At 56.4% G+C, this 16,707-nt stretch carries 11 protein-coding genes, 2 tRNA genes and 1 pseudogene; 13 read left to right on the forward strand and 1 reads right to left on the reverse strand.

Annotated elements, in window-relative coordinates; genetic code table 11:
• The first annotated feature begins 2 nt into the window (after positions 1-2).
• From Mag101_RS07410 to Mag101_RS18120, 3 genes are all read left to right on the forward strand, one after another.
• Positions 3-6,146, forward strand: a complete 6,144-nt coding sequence (locus Mag101_RS07410; protein WP_077402927.1) for a hypothetical protein — start codon at positions 3-5, stop codon at positions 6,144-6,146.
• A gap of 95 nt (positions 6,147-6,241) precedes the next feature.
• Positions 6,242-6,646 (forward strand): hypothetical protein, encoded by a 405-nt coding sequence (locus Mag101_RS07415; protein WP_077402929.1) that lies wholly within the window; start codon positions 6,242-6,244, stop codon positions 6,644-6,646.
• Positions 6,647-6,649: 3 nt separating this feature from the next.
• On the forward strand, positions 6,650-7,363 hold the full coding sequence (locus Mag101_RS18120; protein WP_232325175.1) for a hypothetical protein: 714 nt from the start codon (positions 6,650-6,652) through the stop codon (positions 7,361-7,363).
• Positions 7,364-7,466: 103 nt separating this feature from the next.
• Here Mag101_RS18120 and Mag101_RS18125 read toward each other — a convergent pair.
• Positions 7,467-7,520 (reverse strand): annotated as a pseudogene (locus Mag101_RS18125) (hypothetical protein); the annotation flags it as partial.
• A gap of 375 nt (positions 7,521-7,895) precedes the next feature.
• On the opposite strand from Mag101_RS18125, the gene Mag101_RS07430 reads away from it, so the two are divergent.
• From Mag101_RS07430 to Mag101_RS07475, 10 genes are all read left to right on the forward strand, one after another.
• The gene (locus tag Mag101_RS07430; protein ID WP_077402934.1) at positions 7,896-8,096 is read left to right on the forward strand and encodes a hypothetical protein; all 201 of its coding nucleotides are present in this window, start codon (positions 7,896-7,898) and stop codon (positions 8,094-8,096) included.
• A 907-nt stretch (positions 8,097-9,003) separates the two neighbouring features.
• Positions 9,004-9,192, forward strand: coding sequence for a hypothetical protein (locus tag Mag101_RS07435; protein WP_157520243.1), 189 nt, complete (start codon positions 9,004-9,006; stop codon positions 9,190-9,192).
• 398 nt (positions 9,193-9,590) lie between these two features.
• Positions 9,591-10,214 (forward strand): adenylyl-sulfate kinase, encoded by a 624-nt coding sequence (cysC, locus tag Mag101_RS07440; RefSeq protein WP_077402939.1) that lies wholly within the window; start codon positions 9,591-9,593, stop codon positions 10,212-10,214.
• 311 nt (positions 10,215-10,525) lie between these two features.
• On the forward strand, positions 10,526-12,925 hold the full coding sequence (locus Mag101_RS07445) for a DUF6351 family protein (RefSeq protein WP_077402942.1): 2,400 nt from the start codon (positions 10,526-10,528) through the stop codon (positions 12,923-12,925).
• A gap of 159 nt (positions 12,926-13,084) precedes the next feature.
• Positions 13,085-13,160, forward strand: a tRNA-Val gene (locus tag Mag101_RS07450).
• Positions 13,161-13,186: 26 nt separating this feature from the next.
• Positions 13,187-13,263, forward strand: a tRNA-Asp gene (locus tag Mag101_RS07455).
• 64 nt (positions 13,264-13,327) lie between these two features.
• Positions 13,328-13,795: an MbcA/ParS/Xre antitoxin family protein gene (locus Mag101_RS07460; protein ID WP_077402945.1), complete on the forward strand. Its 468-nt coding sequence runs from the start codon at positions 13,328-13,330 to the stop codon at positions 13,793-13,795.
• Entirely contained in the window at positions 13,792-14,598 is an 807-nt protein-coding gene (locus Mag101_RS07465) for an RES family NAD+ phosphorylase (protein WP_157520246.1), read from the forward strand. The genes Mag101_RS07460 and Mag101_RS07465 overlap by 4 nt, the downstream gene beginning before the upstream one ends.
• 31 nt (positions 14,599-14,629) lie before the next feature.
• Positions 14,630-15,577: a 1-aminocyclopropane-1-carboxylate deaminase/D-cysteine desulfhydrase gene (locus Mag101_RS07470; RefSeq protein WP_077402948.1), complete on the forward strand. Its 948-nt coding sequence runs from the start codon at positions 14,630-14,632 to the stop codon at positions 15,575-15,577.
• 252 nt (positions 15,578-15,829) lie between these two features.
• Complete coding sequence (locus Mag101_RS07475; RefSeq protein ID WP_077408136.1) at positions 15,830-16,702, forward strand: NAD(+) kinase; 873 nt, start codon at positions 15,830-15,832, stop codon at positions 16,700-16,702.
• The last annotated feature ends 5 nt before the right edge of the window (positions 16,703-16,707 follow it).

Raw genomic sequence — 16,707 nt, forward strand, 5'->3', positions numbered from 1 at the left:
TCATGCGCATAAATTCCGAAACCTTCGATCTATACAACCAGAGCGCCCAGCGCGAGCTGCGTTTAGTGGTAGTGATTGAGTTCCCCACGCCGGTGTACCTGGCAAGCCACGGCGATATTAGCGGCCTGCCGGCGGGTGCGCTGGGTGGCGTGCTGGCCAAGGTAAGCAGTACCAGCCAGCGCCTGCGCCCGGAAGCCGGCCGCGCGGAGATCGGCGCAATCAATTTTGAATTAACCGACGCCGGTGGCGTGTTCACCGACACCCTGCGCAACCAGTTAAGCGCCGGCCACGGCATCAAGGGCCGCACCGTGCGCCTGTACCAGGGCGGCAAGGGCATGGACTGGGCGGACTTCCGCCTGGAGCAGACCCAGGTGGCGGACGAGAGCCTGAGCTACGACCACGGCCGCTACCGCGTGCGCTGCCGCGATATTCAGCGGGAAATGCGCAAGGACATTTTTGTGCCGCGCAGCACGCGCCTGGCCGCCGACTTTGCCGAGGGTGCCAGCACCCTGCAGGTGTACAGCACCGCAGAGTTTGAGCCCAACCCGCACCTGGCGAGCTATGGCGACGCGCCGAATGTGGGCGCCGGGCTGTACTACCTCAAAATCAAATACCAGAACGGCTACGAAATAGTGCGCGCCACCGGCAAGACCGCCGGCAGCTTTACCGGCGTGACCCGCGGTCTATTCGGCACCGTGGAATACAGCCACACCCTGCCGCAAGACAGCGACGACGACCAGGGCGTTGAGGTCGAGGAATATATTTATATTGAGCTGCCGGCGCCGGCACTGGTGTACGCGCTGCTCACCGGCGATGTGTTCGGCACCGGCACGCCGCTGCCGTCCAACTGGCACCTGGGGATTGATCCCGCGCAGGTGGTGCTGGACGACTTCACCGGCATCGGCGCCGATTGGCTGGACACCAGCGACTACAGCAAGGGCGTGATCCTGCGGTTTGAAGGGCTCGGCAAAACCGACGGCAAGCAGTTTATCGAGCGCGAGATCAACCTGCTGATGGGCGCCTATATGCCGGTGAATGCCGCCGGCCAGCTGGGCTACCGACGCCAGACCAGCGTGCTGGCCGACGCCGGCACCGTGGGCAGCATTACCGCCGCCGACGTGGTGAGCGCGGGCGAGCTGCGCCAGGACCTGGCGGCGCTGCGCAATATTTTTTCGATTCAATGGGCCTGGTACGAGGCGCCGGGGTTTGACGGGCGCCATTTGCGCTCCAATGTGCTGGCAGATGCCGCCAGCATTGCCATTCACGGCGAGGCCAAAACCCAGGCGCTCAAGTTCCGCGGGCTGCACAACAGCCGCCACACCCGCACCACGCTCAACAATCGTTTTGACGCGCTGCGCGATAAATTCGCCGGGCCACCGCTGCGCCTGCGCCTGAGCCTGTTGCCGTCGAAAAACGATTATGAAGTGGGCGACGTGGTGCAGGTGACCCTGCCACAGGTGCGCGACTACACCCGCGACCCGGACAGCGGAAGCCATCGGTACGAATTTTTGTCTGATGTGGATGGCTGGACTCCGCACAATGCTGCCCGGGTATGGAGCAATGGCGTGCTCGCTGTTACGGCAACAGGAACAGATACCCGCATCAGTCGTACACTGCAGACCGCTGAGCAGTTTTTAGGCGCTGATCTGCCCGCGTTTACGTTCCGAATCCGACGCACCGGCAACGAGCCTATCCCCATCTATAGCAACTTTTTTGCGCGCGGCGTCGATGACACATATTACGCAAGGTCGATTGACTCGGGGTTTATTGACCAGCTGAACGCCAACCCCGGGCAATGGTTTGAATACACCGTGGACTATAGCGGGGACGCGAATTACGCGGCGGCAACCATCAAGTTTTTGCGCCTGGATATCGGCCACAACCACACAAGCGACTACAGCTACGAGCTGGACTACATTCGCGCCCTGCCGGACGTCAACCTGAATGACCAGAGCCTAGACCGTGCCATGGAAGTGCAGCAGGTGAGCGTGGACCAGGTGGCGGGCACGGTGCAGGTGGAGCTGTTCGGTTCGACCCAGGCCGCCTCCCCGATTGTAGACGAGGCCGCCAGCACCAGTGCCGAGCTGCCCGACGCCTGGTACAGCGCGGACGGCGCCGCAATGACCGCCGCCGGGCTCACCATCGACGGCAGCGGGTTTTTGACGGCCGATGGCACGCTGACCGGCGCCGCCAGCAGCCGCACGATCTTTTACTACCTGGGCGACCTGACGATTCCCGCCGGGCGCACCCTCACGGTGACGGATAACGCGGAGCTGCGCGTGCGCGGTGTGCTGCAGATCGACGGCACGTTAAGAGGTGCACCGAGCAACAGCGGCGCCGGCTTTGTCGGCTCCTGCCGCGGCGGTGCCGGCCAGGTGGGTGGCGACAACCTGCACCCGCAGTATATTGCTGTGGGTGCGCGCGGCGAGGTGGTGAAGGGCCGCAACGAGATCCTGCCGGCGCTCACCCTCGACAACGACGGCGGCGCGCTGCTGGGCATCCCCGACGACCTGCGCGGCAGCGGCGGCGCCCGCGGCGGCAACGCTTACCACTATGTGCGCAACGATGCCAGCTACGAGCTGGCCGGGTTTGGCGGCAGCGGTGGTGCCGGCGGTGCCGGGGTGGCGGTGGTGGCGCGCGGTATCGCGCTCGGCGTGGCTGGAGTGATTGACACCAGCGGCGGCGACGGCCTGCCCGGCAACGACAGCGGCCCGCAGTACAATCTGCCCGGCGGCAGCGGTGGCGGCGGTGCCCCCGGTGGTGTGGTGCTGATTATCGACGGCCACCAGAACCCGGTGCCGGTGCTCACCAACAACAAGCTGGTGGCCTGCTATGGCACCAGCCCCGCGAGCCCCGGCATGGCCGGGCTGGGCGGCAAATGCCTTGGCACTAACGCCGCGCGCGTGTACACGGTGCCCAAGAGCCGCAGCCCCTACCCGAACTACACCCAGGACCCGGCGCTGGACCCGGCACTGCAGCAGGCGATAAGCGATGCGCAGCAGGCGGCACAAGCGGCCGCCGACGCGCAGAGCGATGCCAGCAGTGCGCTGGCCAAGCTCGACGACATCGGCGCCGACGGCAAGCTGCACCCGGCAGAAAAGTTGCGCGCGGTGCTGGAGCATGGGCGGCTCATCAGCGAGCAGGCCGGCATCGAGGCCAGCGCCAGCGCCTACGCCATCAGCACGGAGAAAACCAACTACACCAGCGCGGTGAGCGCGCTCACCAGTTACCTGGAGGGACTGGCCCCGGGCTGGGACGACACCAGCGCGGTGACCAGCATCAGCCGCACCCTGTGGAACAGCAACTGGTCGGACGCCTACGACAAGCGCCAGGCGCTGCTTAACCGCATTGCCGCCGCCGCGCGCGCGCTGGGCACGCCGGGCACGCCGGTGCATGTGGACGACTTTCGCCAGGCGGCGGTGAGCTGGCCGACTGGTACCGACATCAACGGCGCCGCCAGCTGGAGCTTTACCCCCAGCGACACCGGCGCGGGCTTTCTGCATGTGCTGGCCTACGATGCCGAGGGCGCGCGGGCGGGGTTTAACGGTGTAGAGCTGGGCATCATGGACCGGGTGGCGCGCGGCGCGGTGGACAAGGCGGTGCTGTGGTACACCTTCCCGGTGACCATTCCCAGCGGCCAGTGTTCGGTGGAAGTGTGGTCACCAAGTGCCGACGGCGGCGGCGTGCGCGCCATTGTGCTCACCACCGGCGGCGCCGGCGACCCCACCGCGCTACTGGATGCGGCCCAGGCCATTGGCGCCGCGGCCGACGCGCAGACCGATGCCAGCGCGGCCCTGGACGACCTGACCGAGATCAGCGCCGACAGCAAGCTGCACCCGGCAGAAAAGTTACAGGCGGTGCGCGAGTATTCCGACCTGGTGGGTGAGCGCAATTTGTGGCTGACCCGCGCGGCGGCGCTGGGTATTACCAGCGAGGCGACCAACTACCAGAACGCCAACAGCGCGCTGGACAGTTACCTGGCCGGCCTCAGCCCCGCCTGGAATAGCACCAGCAGCACCACGGCGATAACGCGCAGCAGCTGGAATAGCAACTGGTCGGACGTGTACGCCACACGCCAGGCGCTGGTGGAGGCAATCGCCGAGCAGGCCAGCGAAAATGCCCAGTGGGCAAAAATTGGCGGCGACGGCAAGCCCGAGGACTACGCCACCAAAAACGCCGCCGATACGACCCTAACCACCTGGGGCGCGTTTGGCGTGCCCGGGGGCGATATGGAAGATATCACCCCGTGGGGTAACACCAGCGGCGCCGAAACAGGGCAGAGTTCGACCTATGTATTTAGTGGCAATTATTCGCTGTATATACAAAACCCGGACACGGCCAGTAACCAGGGCTGGCATGGGCCAAGTCAGACTGTGCCAATTACCCCGGGCAAGTACAAACTGCGCTGGACCCACCGACTGAATTATTCCGGCTGCAATGTGCGAATTTATGTTTATATCCGCGACAGCAGCGGCGCCAACCTGCGCAGCGTGGTGGACGCAACCGGCGGCACCTATCAAGACGCCTGGCAGACGCGCGAGTTTGTGGTGGATGCCAGCGACCTGCCCACCGCATCGGACATTCGCATTTTTTTGCAGTTTAACCGCGGCGTACACACGGCCACGCGCTTCTGTCACTTTGACAATATCCGCCTGCTGCCGTTTACCGTGGCGGACACCGCGGAGCTGACCGACAGCGCCGGGCTGGGCCAGTCTGCCAGCTGGTCGCAAGTGAGCGGCAGCGGCAAGCCCGAGGACGGCGCCACGGTTGGCCTGGCCAGTTACGAGAAGGCCATTGTAAAAAATACGGTGTTTTTTGATGACTTTTCTGACCCCAACTGGGGCGACGCCTACACGGTAACCTCGCAATATGGAACGGCCAGCTTTGCCAGCTATACCGGCGGCAGCTCCACCGTGGGCAGCGGCGCGGCGCGGGTGTATGACGGTATGCACTTTGTGCACAGTGGGCGCTTCGCGGTGGAGCCCGGCAAGCTGTATCGCGCGGAGGTGCGCATTTATGTGTACAACCACCAGGACCTGGACCGCAAGCAATACATTGGCTTTGCCGGTATCGACGCCAACGGCGACTGGGTAAATGCCGTGGGCTCGAATTCATTGAGTAGCCAGCATTACAACCTGCTGTCCGGTTGGAATGCGGCATTTGCAAGCTGGCGCACGATTACCTGTTATTTCAAGCTGGGCAGCGGCAACGGCGCCAGTTTTTTGAGTAATGGCGAAGCATCGAGCACCAAAGCCAACCCCTCGCTGCTGCACCAAAACTGTCGCTACCTGACGCCGTATTTTTTGCTCAATTACATTGACAAGCAGGGCAGTACCCTAATCGACTACCTGAAAGTCGAGGAGGTTGCCATTGAAAGCCAGCGCGACCTGCCGCAGATTGTGGGGCGCACCGAGTCGGGCATGGCGCAGTCGGCGCTCAGTGCCAGCGATGCCGGCAGCACGACCACCATTAGCGTGGCCGCGCATACGGTGACCTATGGATTCGGCACGGTGAGTTACAACAGCGGCAGTATTACCGGGCTGAATTTTTCCACCACCTATTACGTGTACTGCGACGACCCGGGCTATGTGGGCGGCGCCATCACCTACCTGGCCAGCACCGACAAGCTGGCGCCGGTTGCCGGCACCCACCGGCGCTATGTGGGCCGCGTGGTAACGCCCGCCAATGGCGGCGGCAGTACCGGCGGCGGCCTGCCGGGCGAGTATTGCCTGGTGGCCGGTGCCTGGCTGCGCCATGGCCTGAACGTGGACGACCTGCAGGTGGGCCAGTGTATTGACGCCTGGGACGAGGGCAGCCCGGTGCTGTTTTCGCGCGCGGTGCAGGCGCTGGTGCGGGTGGAGGATGTGGACTGTGTGCTGCTCACCACCGAATCCGGTGCACAAAAGCCAGTCAGCATGGAAACCCCGGTGACCCTGGAGGACGGCCGCAGTGTGCGCGCCCAGCACGCCCTTGGCGGGCGGGTGGCGGTACAGCACGACGGCCAGCCGCTGACCTGGGAAACCATCACCGAGGTGCAGGACATTGGCCAGCAGACGGTGTACCGCATCAGCGTGGGCGGCATCAGCTACGCCGGCGGCGTGGACCCGGCGCACCGCATCGTCACCCACAACGCCTACAAGCCGTAGGCGTTTTATTTTCACACCCCAACACCCACCACACCGCCGCGCCCAGGGAGCTGTCGGGCGCGGTGTTTTTTATTTCATGGAAAGCGAGCGAGACTATGAGCTTGAGTAATTTGCAGTACACACCCCGCATGGATATTCCGGGGCTTGCCGCGGGGCAGACCGCGTACACCATCGACAGCGGTAGCAACGCCGGCAAGATCGTGCGCGTGTCGCTCAGTTCGGTGAGCGAGCCGGCACCCAGTGGGCCGCTGACCTTTACCGTATTAAAAGCGGTGGGGGCGGTGATTGACGAAAACAACGCGGTGCAGTCCAGTGCATTCGGCACGGTGCTAGACAATATCGGCGTGCAAACCAAATCTCTGAGCGATGCGGCGCTGGATTCCGGCGACATCAATATTGTGAATGAGCAATCGGAACTGATTGAGGACTGTGTGCACTCGGTCACCCGCCGCCTGGCCAATATCGCCGCGCTGGCAATGGCGCAGCTGCCGCAGGAGTAAACCATGGGCACTCTATTACTATCTGCCGGCCTAGTGCTGGCCTGCGGTTATCTCGACCGCCTGCGCGGCGATGGTGGCCGCCAGTTACTGCCCGGCACCAACGCGCTGGAAATGGCGCTTTACGGATTGGCGGCGGGCTGGCTGTGCGGTGTTACCGATTTGTGGCCGCTGCTGGGGTTTGCGCTGCTGTTCAGCCTGGGCGAGCGCCCGGGGTGGGGTGAGCCGCTGGGGGCCTGGCTGTATGCCAAGCCGATGCAGCCGCAGCTGCTGGAGTGGTGGCAACTGGGGCCGCTGGCCACGCGGCCGGGGCTCAGTTGCCTGGTGCGCGGTTTTCTGTGGGGTTTGCCGGTGTGGCTGCTGTTGCCGTGGGCGCCCCAGGTGTGGCCGGTACCGCTGGCGATGGCGCTGGCGTTTTGGCTGGCGCCGCTACTGGCAAAAAGACTAGAGCCATGGCCGGGCTGGCCGCCGCTGCCACTCACCGATGGCAGGCGCTGGGAAATTGGCGAGGCGCTGCGCGGCTGGTGCTTTGCCATACTGCTGCTGCTATTTGGCGCCGGGGGTAGTTTGTCGACTACGCGGGATTACAGCTGGGTTATTGATCGTGCGGTTTTTTCTTCTCTAGTGAGTAGAGCTGGTGCAGGTTCGCGATCATACGTTGTGCGTGCAATTTCCATTGCTCCGGTAGCTCGGCATAGAGTTTTGCGATGCGGGGAGTGAAGGGCAGTTGTGCGAAGTGATGCGACTGGCCTTTTCCGTATGCCTGGGCAAGAGAGATCCCGACCGCTTCACACCATGCGGGCAATAGGTCGGCCGGAATCTTCTGATCGCCGCTTTCCATTTTCGAAATTTGTGATGGGCTCATGCCAATCTGCATGCCCACCTGCTTCCCGCTGATTCCGGCTGTGTCCCTCGCTGCTCTGAGGCGCGCGCCGATGTCCGCCGTTTTAGTGTTCACTTCGCACTGTCATTGCCTGTAATGATTTCGAATATAGAAAGTAAAGCGCAATTAGTAGTTCTTTTTTGGAAAAGTGGACAGTTGCCAGCTTTTCAAATAGCCCGGAAGTGCTATTTTGGAGGCGCCTAAATCATTAGAAGAATAATCTCCCTTATAACGTTTACAGGGAAACAATGTTCTACTTTGTGTTTTTGACTAAGTGTTCACGCTTTTGAAGGTTGTGCACCGGCAGGTTGCACAGTGGTGTTTTGCTCGCCAGCGAGAGTAGTTATTGGTACGGGGGTAGAAAGAGCAATGTTGTCAGCACAGGTCAGTGAATTGCGCAGGCTGCGCAACTTGAGTTCGGGGGTTGATTGGATCTTGATGTGTCCTGACCTCAATGCGAGGAAAGTGCTTCTCGAGCTGGTGATGGAAGATATCACCGCAACGCTGGATGGCGTGGTGTACGCGATCGAAGCGAGCCGGGTATCGAACAACTCTGATTCGGGTGGTTGATCGATCGTATCATTTTGGTGGTTTGTACCACTGCCAGGCTTTTGGCTAGTAAATTGTTCCGCCGCGCGTGGTCATTTTTTATACGCTCATTACGCGGAATTTGCCCGCCTTGTAGCCCTTGGGCTCAGCTTCTATCGCTCTTTCATTAAAAGCGAGGCTCAAGTGAGGCTCGCTGTTTGATGTTGATCGCCTTTGCCTAGATAAGGCTGTAGCCCCTTGTTAGATAGTGTTTGGCATCTTTGAAGATGCTTTGGCTTCATTTACTTTCTGCTTGGAGCTTCCTTCCCTATCTTTTAAATTGTTAGATCTTCAAGTCAATGAATTAGACCTTTCTATTTAATCCACTTCTTTGCCTTGTTAGAGCTTTTGGCTGTTCTGGGCAAAGCTCGCACCGGAGCCGGGCGGGGAAAGTGCTGCAAATTCAGGGGTTCCGGCCCCGCTGGGTTCCGGCTCGGCCAGTAAGCTCCCGGTTTAGAGCCTCGCTATGGCTTCGTCTGTTCTTCATCCTTCCTTATTAAGAACCTTGTCTTAGCCTTGTCTATGGCTCCGAGTAGGCCATGTTCTAGCCTTCAAGGTGTTGTTTCTGCTCATTAATAAGCTGTTATGGCTCTTTAATAAACTGTTATGTCCTTTATTAGTTCTAGGCATCTAGTAAGCCTAGATTGAGCTCTTTATCTATAAATTAAATCCTGCCTTTAAAGTCAATGACTTGCTAAATAACTGCCTTTTGTCTTTTTGGTAGTTGCGTATATGTAAATTTTGCATAGCAAGCAGAATAATGTCCTGTGTTACCCGTTTGCGAGCCGGTCTGGGTTCTGGAACTATTTTTATGCCAAGCAGGCAGGTGGGTGGGGCATTGGGCCGCCTTTGAGGAATGGTGAAACAGGGGACCGGAAGGAAGGGCAAGATGAAGTCAGCGCAGTTGGGGCAGTTAGAGCGGATCAAAAAGCTTCGGCATGGATTGGAGTGGGCGTCTATGTGTCCGGATCCTGAGGTTAAAGAGGTCATGACGAATGTGCTGGGTGAGGAAATGGACTGTGAGATTGATGGCGCTATCTACGCGATACGCCGTTGTGGGGAAGCGGCTGGCGAATAGCCAGGGGAGCGGATGGAGGCTTGCGAGGCTATTCCCAATACTGGATGTATGTGCAGTTTGGGTGTGTGGTAATATTCGCGCCCTCTAGGCACCATGCGGGTTATAAGGGTGCTAGTAACGGGAAGGATTACCCCACAAAATCCGATAAGTCATTGATTTTAAAGGCTTATCGTACTGCTTGTGGCTCCTGAGGTCGCGGGTTCGATCCCCGTCGGCCACCCCATATTTCGACCGTTAGGTCCCGAAACCCGGCTTTATGCCGGGTTTTTTGGTTTTGGAATCTGATTGTTCTATCGCTCGCCTTTACCTGAGGCGGGGCGATCTAGGATAATGCGCGCCAGTTTTGAGTTTCGGCAGAGGACCCGCCGAATTTAATCTTTGAAAGTTAGGGGAATACAGTGACTGAAGTAGTCGAGCGTAAAGCAACCAACGTGCACTGGCACGACGGCGAAGTAAACCGTGGCGACCGTGCAGCAATGCTGGGTCATAAGGGAGTGACTCTGTGGTTCACTGGCCTGTCTGGTTCCGGAAAGAGCACCGTAGCTGTTGCCGTCGAAAAAGCGCTGACTGCCCGTGGCGTACTAAGCTACCGTCTCGACGGCGATAACATTCGCCTAGGTATCAACTCTAACCTGGGTTTCTCTGCGGAAGACCGCCAGGAAAACATCCGCCGCGTCGGCGAGATTTCCAAGTTGTTCGCGGATACTGGTGTTGTGGTTCTCAGTAGCTTCATTAGCCCCTACGCGGAAGATCGCGCGATGGTGCGTAAAGTGCACGAGGAAGCCGACCTGCCATTCATGGAAGTGTTTATTGACTGTTCCCTGGAAGCGGCAGAAGAGCGCGACCCGAAAGGTCTGTACAAGAAGGCCCGCGCCGGAGAGATCCGCGGCTTTACTGGGATTGACGATCCGTACGAAGCTCCAGAAAGTCCTGAGTTGCATCTGCGTACTGATCAGATGAACCTGGAAGAAGAAGTCGAGGCCGTGATCAAGTCGCTGCAAGAGCGCGGTATCATCGTCTAATTAGCGTGCCCCCCGCGGAGCACGTGATTGTGACGATACAGTCCCAGTGCAATGTACCGCCATGTCTCTTATCCGAGGTATAGCGTTCTCGCTATACCTCGGTGAACGACCTTCTATTCCCTACGCATTTTTATACATTCCGTTTAATTCTTAAGCGGTTGTTTTCTTTCAAATTTCTTCAAGTTAACTCGCCCGCCAACCGGCCAACGCTTTTCCCTGCGCCACATATACTGTTGCTGTGCCCGTAATATTTGCTGACAGTCGCTTCTGTCCATCGGTGCACAAGGAATACATGGCGTAGGGAGACGCATATGGCTTTGAGCGCAAGGAGATTTTTCGCGCGATTTGGTGTCCGGCGGATTGTGACAAGTGTTGTCGCCGCGTTTTTTTTGTTGCTCGGATTGGGCGGTTGGTTTGCCTACGAAAACTTACCTCGGCTTCCTGGTGTACCCAAGGCGCCAGTGGTCGGTGTGCCTCAAGGGGCGCTCGATCATCTTCCCCAAGCAGCCTATCTCGGTGAGCACCCTCGAAAAAGTGGGCGCCCGGCAGAGTATTTTCCATTCCCCATTGCGTTAGGCGAGAGTGGCCCGGTAGAAACACTTTTTTCTGGCCCCTCGACTTACCCATTTTTATGCGGACAAAATAAAGTCACCCATCTCCAGCCGCTGGTAGACAATCATGCGGGGGAGGGTGTTCCCATTTTTTCTCTGGATGAAGAAGGGCAAAAAACGGATGAAGTAATTGGCTATAGCCGCGACTGTAGTCATGCAACTTCCGTTTCCTATTTTTATCGGAGTACCGTGGATGGCTTGTTCCATCGGTTAGAGAAAGCCAACAATGATATCGACAAGTTGACGGTGAACGGACGTACCACAGACTTCGTGGTGCGTTTGGAAACCGGTACTATTAATCGCTTCCATTACGCCATCGCTGTCTTGCGAGGGGAAGGAGAAACTGCAGAGAAGCCTAATGGTAGTAATTGGAATAAACGCTTGGTTTATCAGTTTCGTGGTGGTGTAGGTGTTGGTCGCCGCCAAGGAAATATGGGGCGGAATGCAATTGTTGAACGTCGCGAGGACCAGTTGGCCCGCGGTTATGCCATCGTTTATTCGACCGCCAACCAGACCAGTAATCACTACAATATCTGGCTCGCTGAGGACACGGCGCGGCGGTTGAAAAAGCAGTTTATATCGCTCTACGGTGAGCCTCTGTATACCGTCGGTATCGGTGGTTCGGGCGGAGCGATTCAGCAGTATCTTATTGCCCAGAATGCACCGGGCGTGCTCGACGCTGCAATACCTCTCTATTCGTACCCAGACATGGTGAGCCAAACCATTTACGTGTTTGATTGCGAGCCATTAGAGTATTACTTCGATGTTATTGCGGCGGCGAATTCGCGTTGGAAGAGCGTGGCGGAGCGCGAACCCATTATCGGTCTTGCAACCAAGGCAGACTTTGAGCACCGCTTTAAAGTCTTGGAAGATACGGTTGCCATTTTTGACCCCCGTTATCGCGGCGTGGCTAATGGCACATCTGAGTGCGTGCAAGGCTGGCGGGGACTGGTGCCGCTAGTTAACAACCCGAATTTCATTCACTTCAAGGCGAGCTATGCCGATGAGGTTGCAGATAAAACCCATTGGACACACTGGGAAGACTTGCGGGATTTCTATGGTGCCGGAAACGATGGGTACGCTAACAGTGCCTGGGATAATCAAGGGGTACAGTATGGTCTCGAAGCGCTAAAGCGCGGAAAGCTAAGCATCGAAGAGTTTCTCCACCTTAACGCTACGATCGGGGGCTGGAAAGCACCACTAGAGCAGGGTGGAGAAAAGCTATGGTTTATGAACGGTGATCTGTTCCCAGTGGATCTTTCAGTGTGGAGTGAGCACAACATGAATTTGGGGGGGCTGGATAATCCAGCGCCTCGAAATGTCGCTAGCATCGATGCCATCGAGGGTATTTATCGCTCAGGACATGTATTCCTCGGCGATGTCGAAATACCGATTGTTGATCTGCGTCACTACTTGGAAGGTGAGCTGGATATGCACCATAGCCTGGCTTCCTTTTCCAGTCGTGAGCGGATTCGACTGGCGCGGGGGCATGCTGATAACCAGTTGATCTGGATGAGCCACAAGAAGTATGACCCGGTTGATGAAGCTCTGGATATTATCGATCACTGGATCCAGAAGATTGCTGAAAACCCTGAGCGCGGTGTTGCTGGAAACAAACCGGTGGAAGCTACTGACCGTTGCTTTGACAAAAATGGCAATGTCTTGGCCGCCGGTCCGGATGTCTGGGATGGTGCCTGGAATTACAAGGCCAGTGGCGCTTGCATGCAGCTCTACCCGATTTACAGTACGTCACGGATGATGGCAGGTGCGCCGATTACCGGGGACGTATTCAAGTGTGCTTTACAGCCGTTAGAGCGTGCTATCGCGAAAGAGGTCTACGGTCAGGCTACGAGCGATGTCGTCGAGCGCATTGACGACATGCGACGAATTTTCCCCGATGGTGTCTGTAACTACAATCTTGGTGATATTGCTCGCCCAAATGGACCGCTGTTTCCACAGGACGGTGATGTGATGATTGCAGGACAGTCGGTTGAGTCTGATTATCGCCTGCTTCCCGATCAGATTGCGCAGGAACCTGAACCTGAAGACGAGGTTGCCCCGACACCAGTCTCCGTCGAATCAGTAGTGCCGGAGGAATAGATTTAACGTTGTTTCTGGTGAATAAATAGACGCTGAAATTTTTTCAAATTTTTGGCGTCTTTTTTGTTGACTCTAAACTCCAGTCCGGTAAGATGCGCCTCGCTCTCGGGGGATAACCCCAGAGCAAAACGGAAACCTTCGATAAGAAGTTGCCGAATTGGGTGGTTAGCTCAGTTGGTAGAGCGGCGCCCTTACAAGGCGTAGGTCACAGGTTCGACCCCTGTACCACCCACCACTTCTCGAGGAGAAGTGCACTACCGAGGACCGGTAGTTCAGTTGGTTAGAATGCCGGCCTGTCACGCCGGAGGTCGCGGGTTCGAGTCCCGTCCGGTCCGCCAGATACAAAAAAGGCCCTGTTCGAAAGAACAGGGCCTTTTTTGTATCTGGAAGATTACTGGCTTGATGCTGAAGCCCGGTTCAGCCTCCACCGCCTCCTCCAAATTGCCATTTGTCCAAAATCGGAATATATTTGGTCATGTGACCTATAAAATCGACTCCGGAGGCGATATGGCGAGCCCAGTCCATACCCCACAAGCCACTGAAGATCAGGTTCTGCTCGAGGCAACCCTCAGTACTGCCAATCATTTGGGGCTCAAGAAAACAGAGTTAAGTGGCATCATTCATCTAGACGATCGAACATTGCGTCGCCGCAGTGGTCTTGCGCCTCAAAGTGCTGAAGGCCAGCTGGCACTGTTGCTTATCAGGGCCTATCGTTCTGCCTTCGTTCTGATGGGGGGAGAAGAGGGGGCTAAAACCTGGTTTGCTACCGCCAATCGAGCCCTTAACGGAATCCCAAAAGAGCTAGCGCGCCGCATAGACGGCCTCGTGCGAATTGTGACCTATCTCGATGCGATGCGAGGGAAGGTGTGAAGGAGGAAGTGGGTGATCTGCGCGGCAAAATTCGTGAGTCGGCAGTGCGCTTACTTGGACGACTCTATCGGATTATCGAGTCTCAAGAGGAGGTTGCTACCAGAAGCTTGGTCGACAGCCTGCAAAAGCAAGAGATTCTCGAAAACTTACTAGAGCAAAGTAAGCTCGTTCGACTGCCGGGTAGCGAACAGCTGCACTATCTGCTGGCTACGCCATTCCGCTATCCGCCGCTGCCGTGGGGTTCACGATTTGGCGGTACCGCAGAGAGTGGCATCTTCTACGGCAGCAAAACAATTGATACCGTGTTGATAGAGGCAGCCTATTATCGCCTGCTTTTTATCAACGATATGCACGAAGCGCCGGCTGCGCCGGTCGCAAGCTTTCATCAGATCTTCTCAGCGAAATATTGCGCCGACCCGGGCGTACGGCTGCAGTCCGAAACGTGGCGACACCACTGGCCTCAGCTCACTCACCCTTCTCAATACGGTTTCTGTCAAACGTTGGGTGCACAGATGCGAGAAAGTAATGTGCAGGGGGTGGAAGCGTTCTCTGCTCGCGCGTTGATGGCGGGTATTTGCGAGTTACCTTCTAGTGGAGGGGGCGTTGGTGGTGAGGGTATCAATGTCGCACTATTTGACCCTGCGACTCTGCTCCCCAGAGCGCCGACGATTGAAGCAGAAGTAACTGCTGAAACGACGATTGAAGGCATTTCATTTCTGGTGAAGTCAGGAAATAGCGTAAGCACAACGACCTTCGAGAAATCTGTTTTCCTGGCTTCTGGTACCTTGCCGCTCCCTGCCTGACTCTAATTGTTCAACAATCGGTCTCTCATTGATGGTTCGCTACTTAACCGAATTAAATCTCAACGCTTTTGTTGATGCAGCAGAAAACGTTCCATACCAGCAGATCAATTCCGATCTTTTTCCCAATCTCGATCTCTGGGTGCGTCGGGACGATCTGATCGATCCTGTTATTTCTGGTAACAAAGCCTATAAGCTCATTTACAATCTGATCGAGGCGCGCAAACGGGGTAAAGACACTATCGTCACGTGTGGCGGCGCTTGGTCAAATCATATCCATGCTACCGCGGCGGCTGGGCTGAGGTTTGGGTTCAAGACGATCGGGATCATTCGTGGAGAAAGAGTAAGAGAAATGAGTCCAATGCTTCAGGATGCTGAGCGATTTGGGATGAGCTTGCGGTTTGTGTCTAGGTCGCAATACCGGCATCGGCATGAGTCAAATTTTATGGAGTGTGTAGGGCTATGTAAAAAAATGAGTTGGTTTGTGCCAGAGGGTGGCGCTAACAATCAAGGTGCGATGGGAGTTCGACTGCTTGGTAAGATAATTACAAAGACAAGTCCCGTCTCATTTGGTGAATGTTGGGTAGCCTGCGGAACAGGAGTAACCTTGGGGGGGTTAATAACCAGTCTGCCAACCAAAACAAAGACTGTCGGGGTTGCTGTCCTTAGGGCTAAAAGCAGTATTTTAAAAGCCGTAGAGGAGTTGGGGCGCGCAGCAGGCGGTGTCGCACATGATAGTTGGCAGTTGATTGATAATGGTCACCAAGGAGGTTACGCCAAAAATACTAAGTCGCTCGATGCATTCATGAAGCAGATGGACAGCATGACAGGCATTGGGTTGGATCATGTATATACGGCTAAGGTCATGTACTCCTTAGCAAAACGATTCGGTATCCGTATGGGTAATGGTAGGGCGACTCATCTAAACCGCGTGCTATTAATGCATTCTGGCGGGCTCCAGGGGCGACGGGGATTTGCATAAAAAACATACAAAACGCCCACCTTTTTTGGTTGTTTTTTGGGCGTTGTGGTGGCAATACACCCAATAGATTTGTTATAAATTTCAGGTTCGACTCACCTATTTCCCTCAGGCATAATCACTCGTCTGTTGATGTGGCTGTGTTTAATTTTTAGGCTGATACGGATGTTTTTCAGCCAAATATGTATGCACGGTGTTGCTAAGACTTTATAGAAACAACTGCATTAGCCCAAGTTGGGGCACCTTGGGGGCGCGGTGTCGGAATTTCAGAATATAGGCCTTATCGGCCGTACCAAGAGTGATAGTGCGGTCCTCTCACTAAAGCGATTGATGGCGTTTTTAGAGAAAGAGGGCTACTCAGTCGTGCTGGAAAAAAATACAGCCGACGATGTAGACAATCATGCCGCTCGCGTTTCAAGCAAAGATAGGCTGGGTGAGCTTTGCGACCTCGTTATCGTGGTTGGTGGTGACGGCAGCTTATTGGCTGCTGCACGGGCAATGGCAAAGTTTAGCGTCCCTTTGCTCGGAATTAATCGAGGTCGCCTCGGTTTTCTCACCGATATCACCCCAGATGAAATTGAGCTGAAAGTCAGTGAAGTGCTTGCTGGCAAATATATGGCTGAAAGCCGCTTCCTGCTCGACATGTCTGTAACCCGCAACGGCAAACAAATTGGAAAAGGTTCATCGCTAAATGATGTTGTAATTCATCCGGGTGAATACATCCGTATGATTGAGTTTGACCTGTATATAGATGGCCAGTTTGTTTACACACAACGATCAGATGGGCTGATCGTTTCAACCCCTACTGGGTCAACCGCATACGCGCTATCTGGTGGTGGACCCATTATGCACCCCAAGCTCGACGCAATAGTGGTAGTGCCGCTAAACCCGCATGCGCTTAGCAGTCGGCCAATTGTGGTAGAAGGCAGCAGTGAGTTCAAAATTATAGTTAGTCAAGACAATACTGAGCATTCATATGTTACCTGTGATGGGCATGATCAAGTTATTACTCAGCCAGGTGACGTAATTCGTATTCACAAAAAACCTCACCGGTTAACATTGGTTCATCCACTTGAACATAATTTCTATGAAACTTGTCGATCAAAGCTTAACTGGCAAGTGAACTAGGTTAC

The sequence above is a fragment of the Microbulbifer agarilyticus genome (assembly GCF_001999945.1).
Lineage (GTDB): Bacteria > Pseudomonadota > Gammaproteobacteria > Pseudomonadales > Cellvibrionaceae > Microbulbifer > Microbulbifer agarilyticus_A.

Coding starts and splice junctions, on each gene's coding strand:
- Mag101_RS07460 (WP_077402945.1), top strand. CDS start 13,328: ATGCTGAAGCCCGGTTCAGCCTCCACCGCCTCCTCCAAATTGCCATTT.
- Mag101_RS18120 (WP_232325175.1), top strand. CDS start 6,650: ATGGGCACTCTATTACTATCTGCCGGCCTAGTGCTGGCCTGCGGTTAT.
- Mag101_RS07415 (WP_077402929.1), top strand. CDS start 6,242: ATGAGCTTGAGTAATTTGCAGTACACACCCCGCATGGATATTCCGGGG.
- Mag101_RS07435 (WP_157520243.1), top strand. CDS start 9,004: ATGAAGTCAGCGCAGTTGGGGCAGTTAGAGCGGATCAAAAAGCTTCGG.
- Mag101_RS07430 (WP_077402934.1), top strand. CDS start 7,896: ATGTTGTCAGCACAGGTCAGTGAATTGCGCAGGCTGCGCAACTTGAGT.
- Mag101_RS07470 (WP_077402948.1), top strand. CDS start 14,630: ATGGTTCGCTACTTAACCGAATTAAATCTCAACGCTTTTGTTGATGCA.
- Mag101_RS07445 (WP_077402942.1), top strand. CDS start 10,526: ATGGCTTTGAGCGCAAGGAGATTTTTCGCGCGATTTGGTGTCCGGCGG.
- Mag101_RS07410 (WP_077402927.1), top strand. CDS start 3: ATGCGCATAAATTCCGAAACCTTCGATCTATACAACCAGAGCGCCCAG.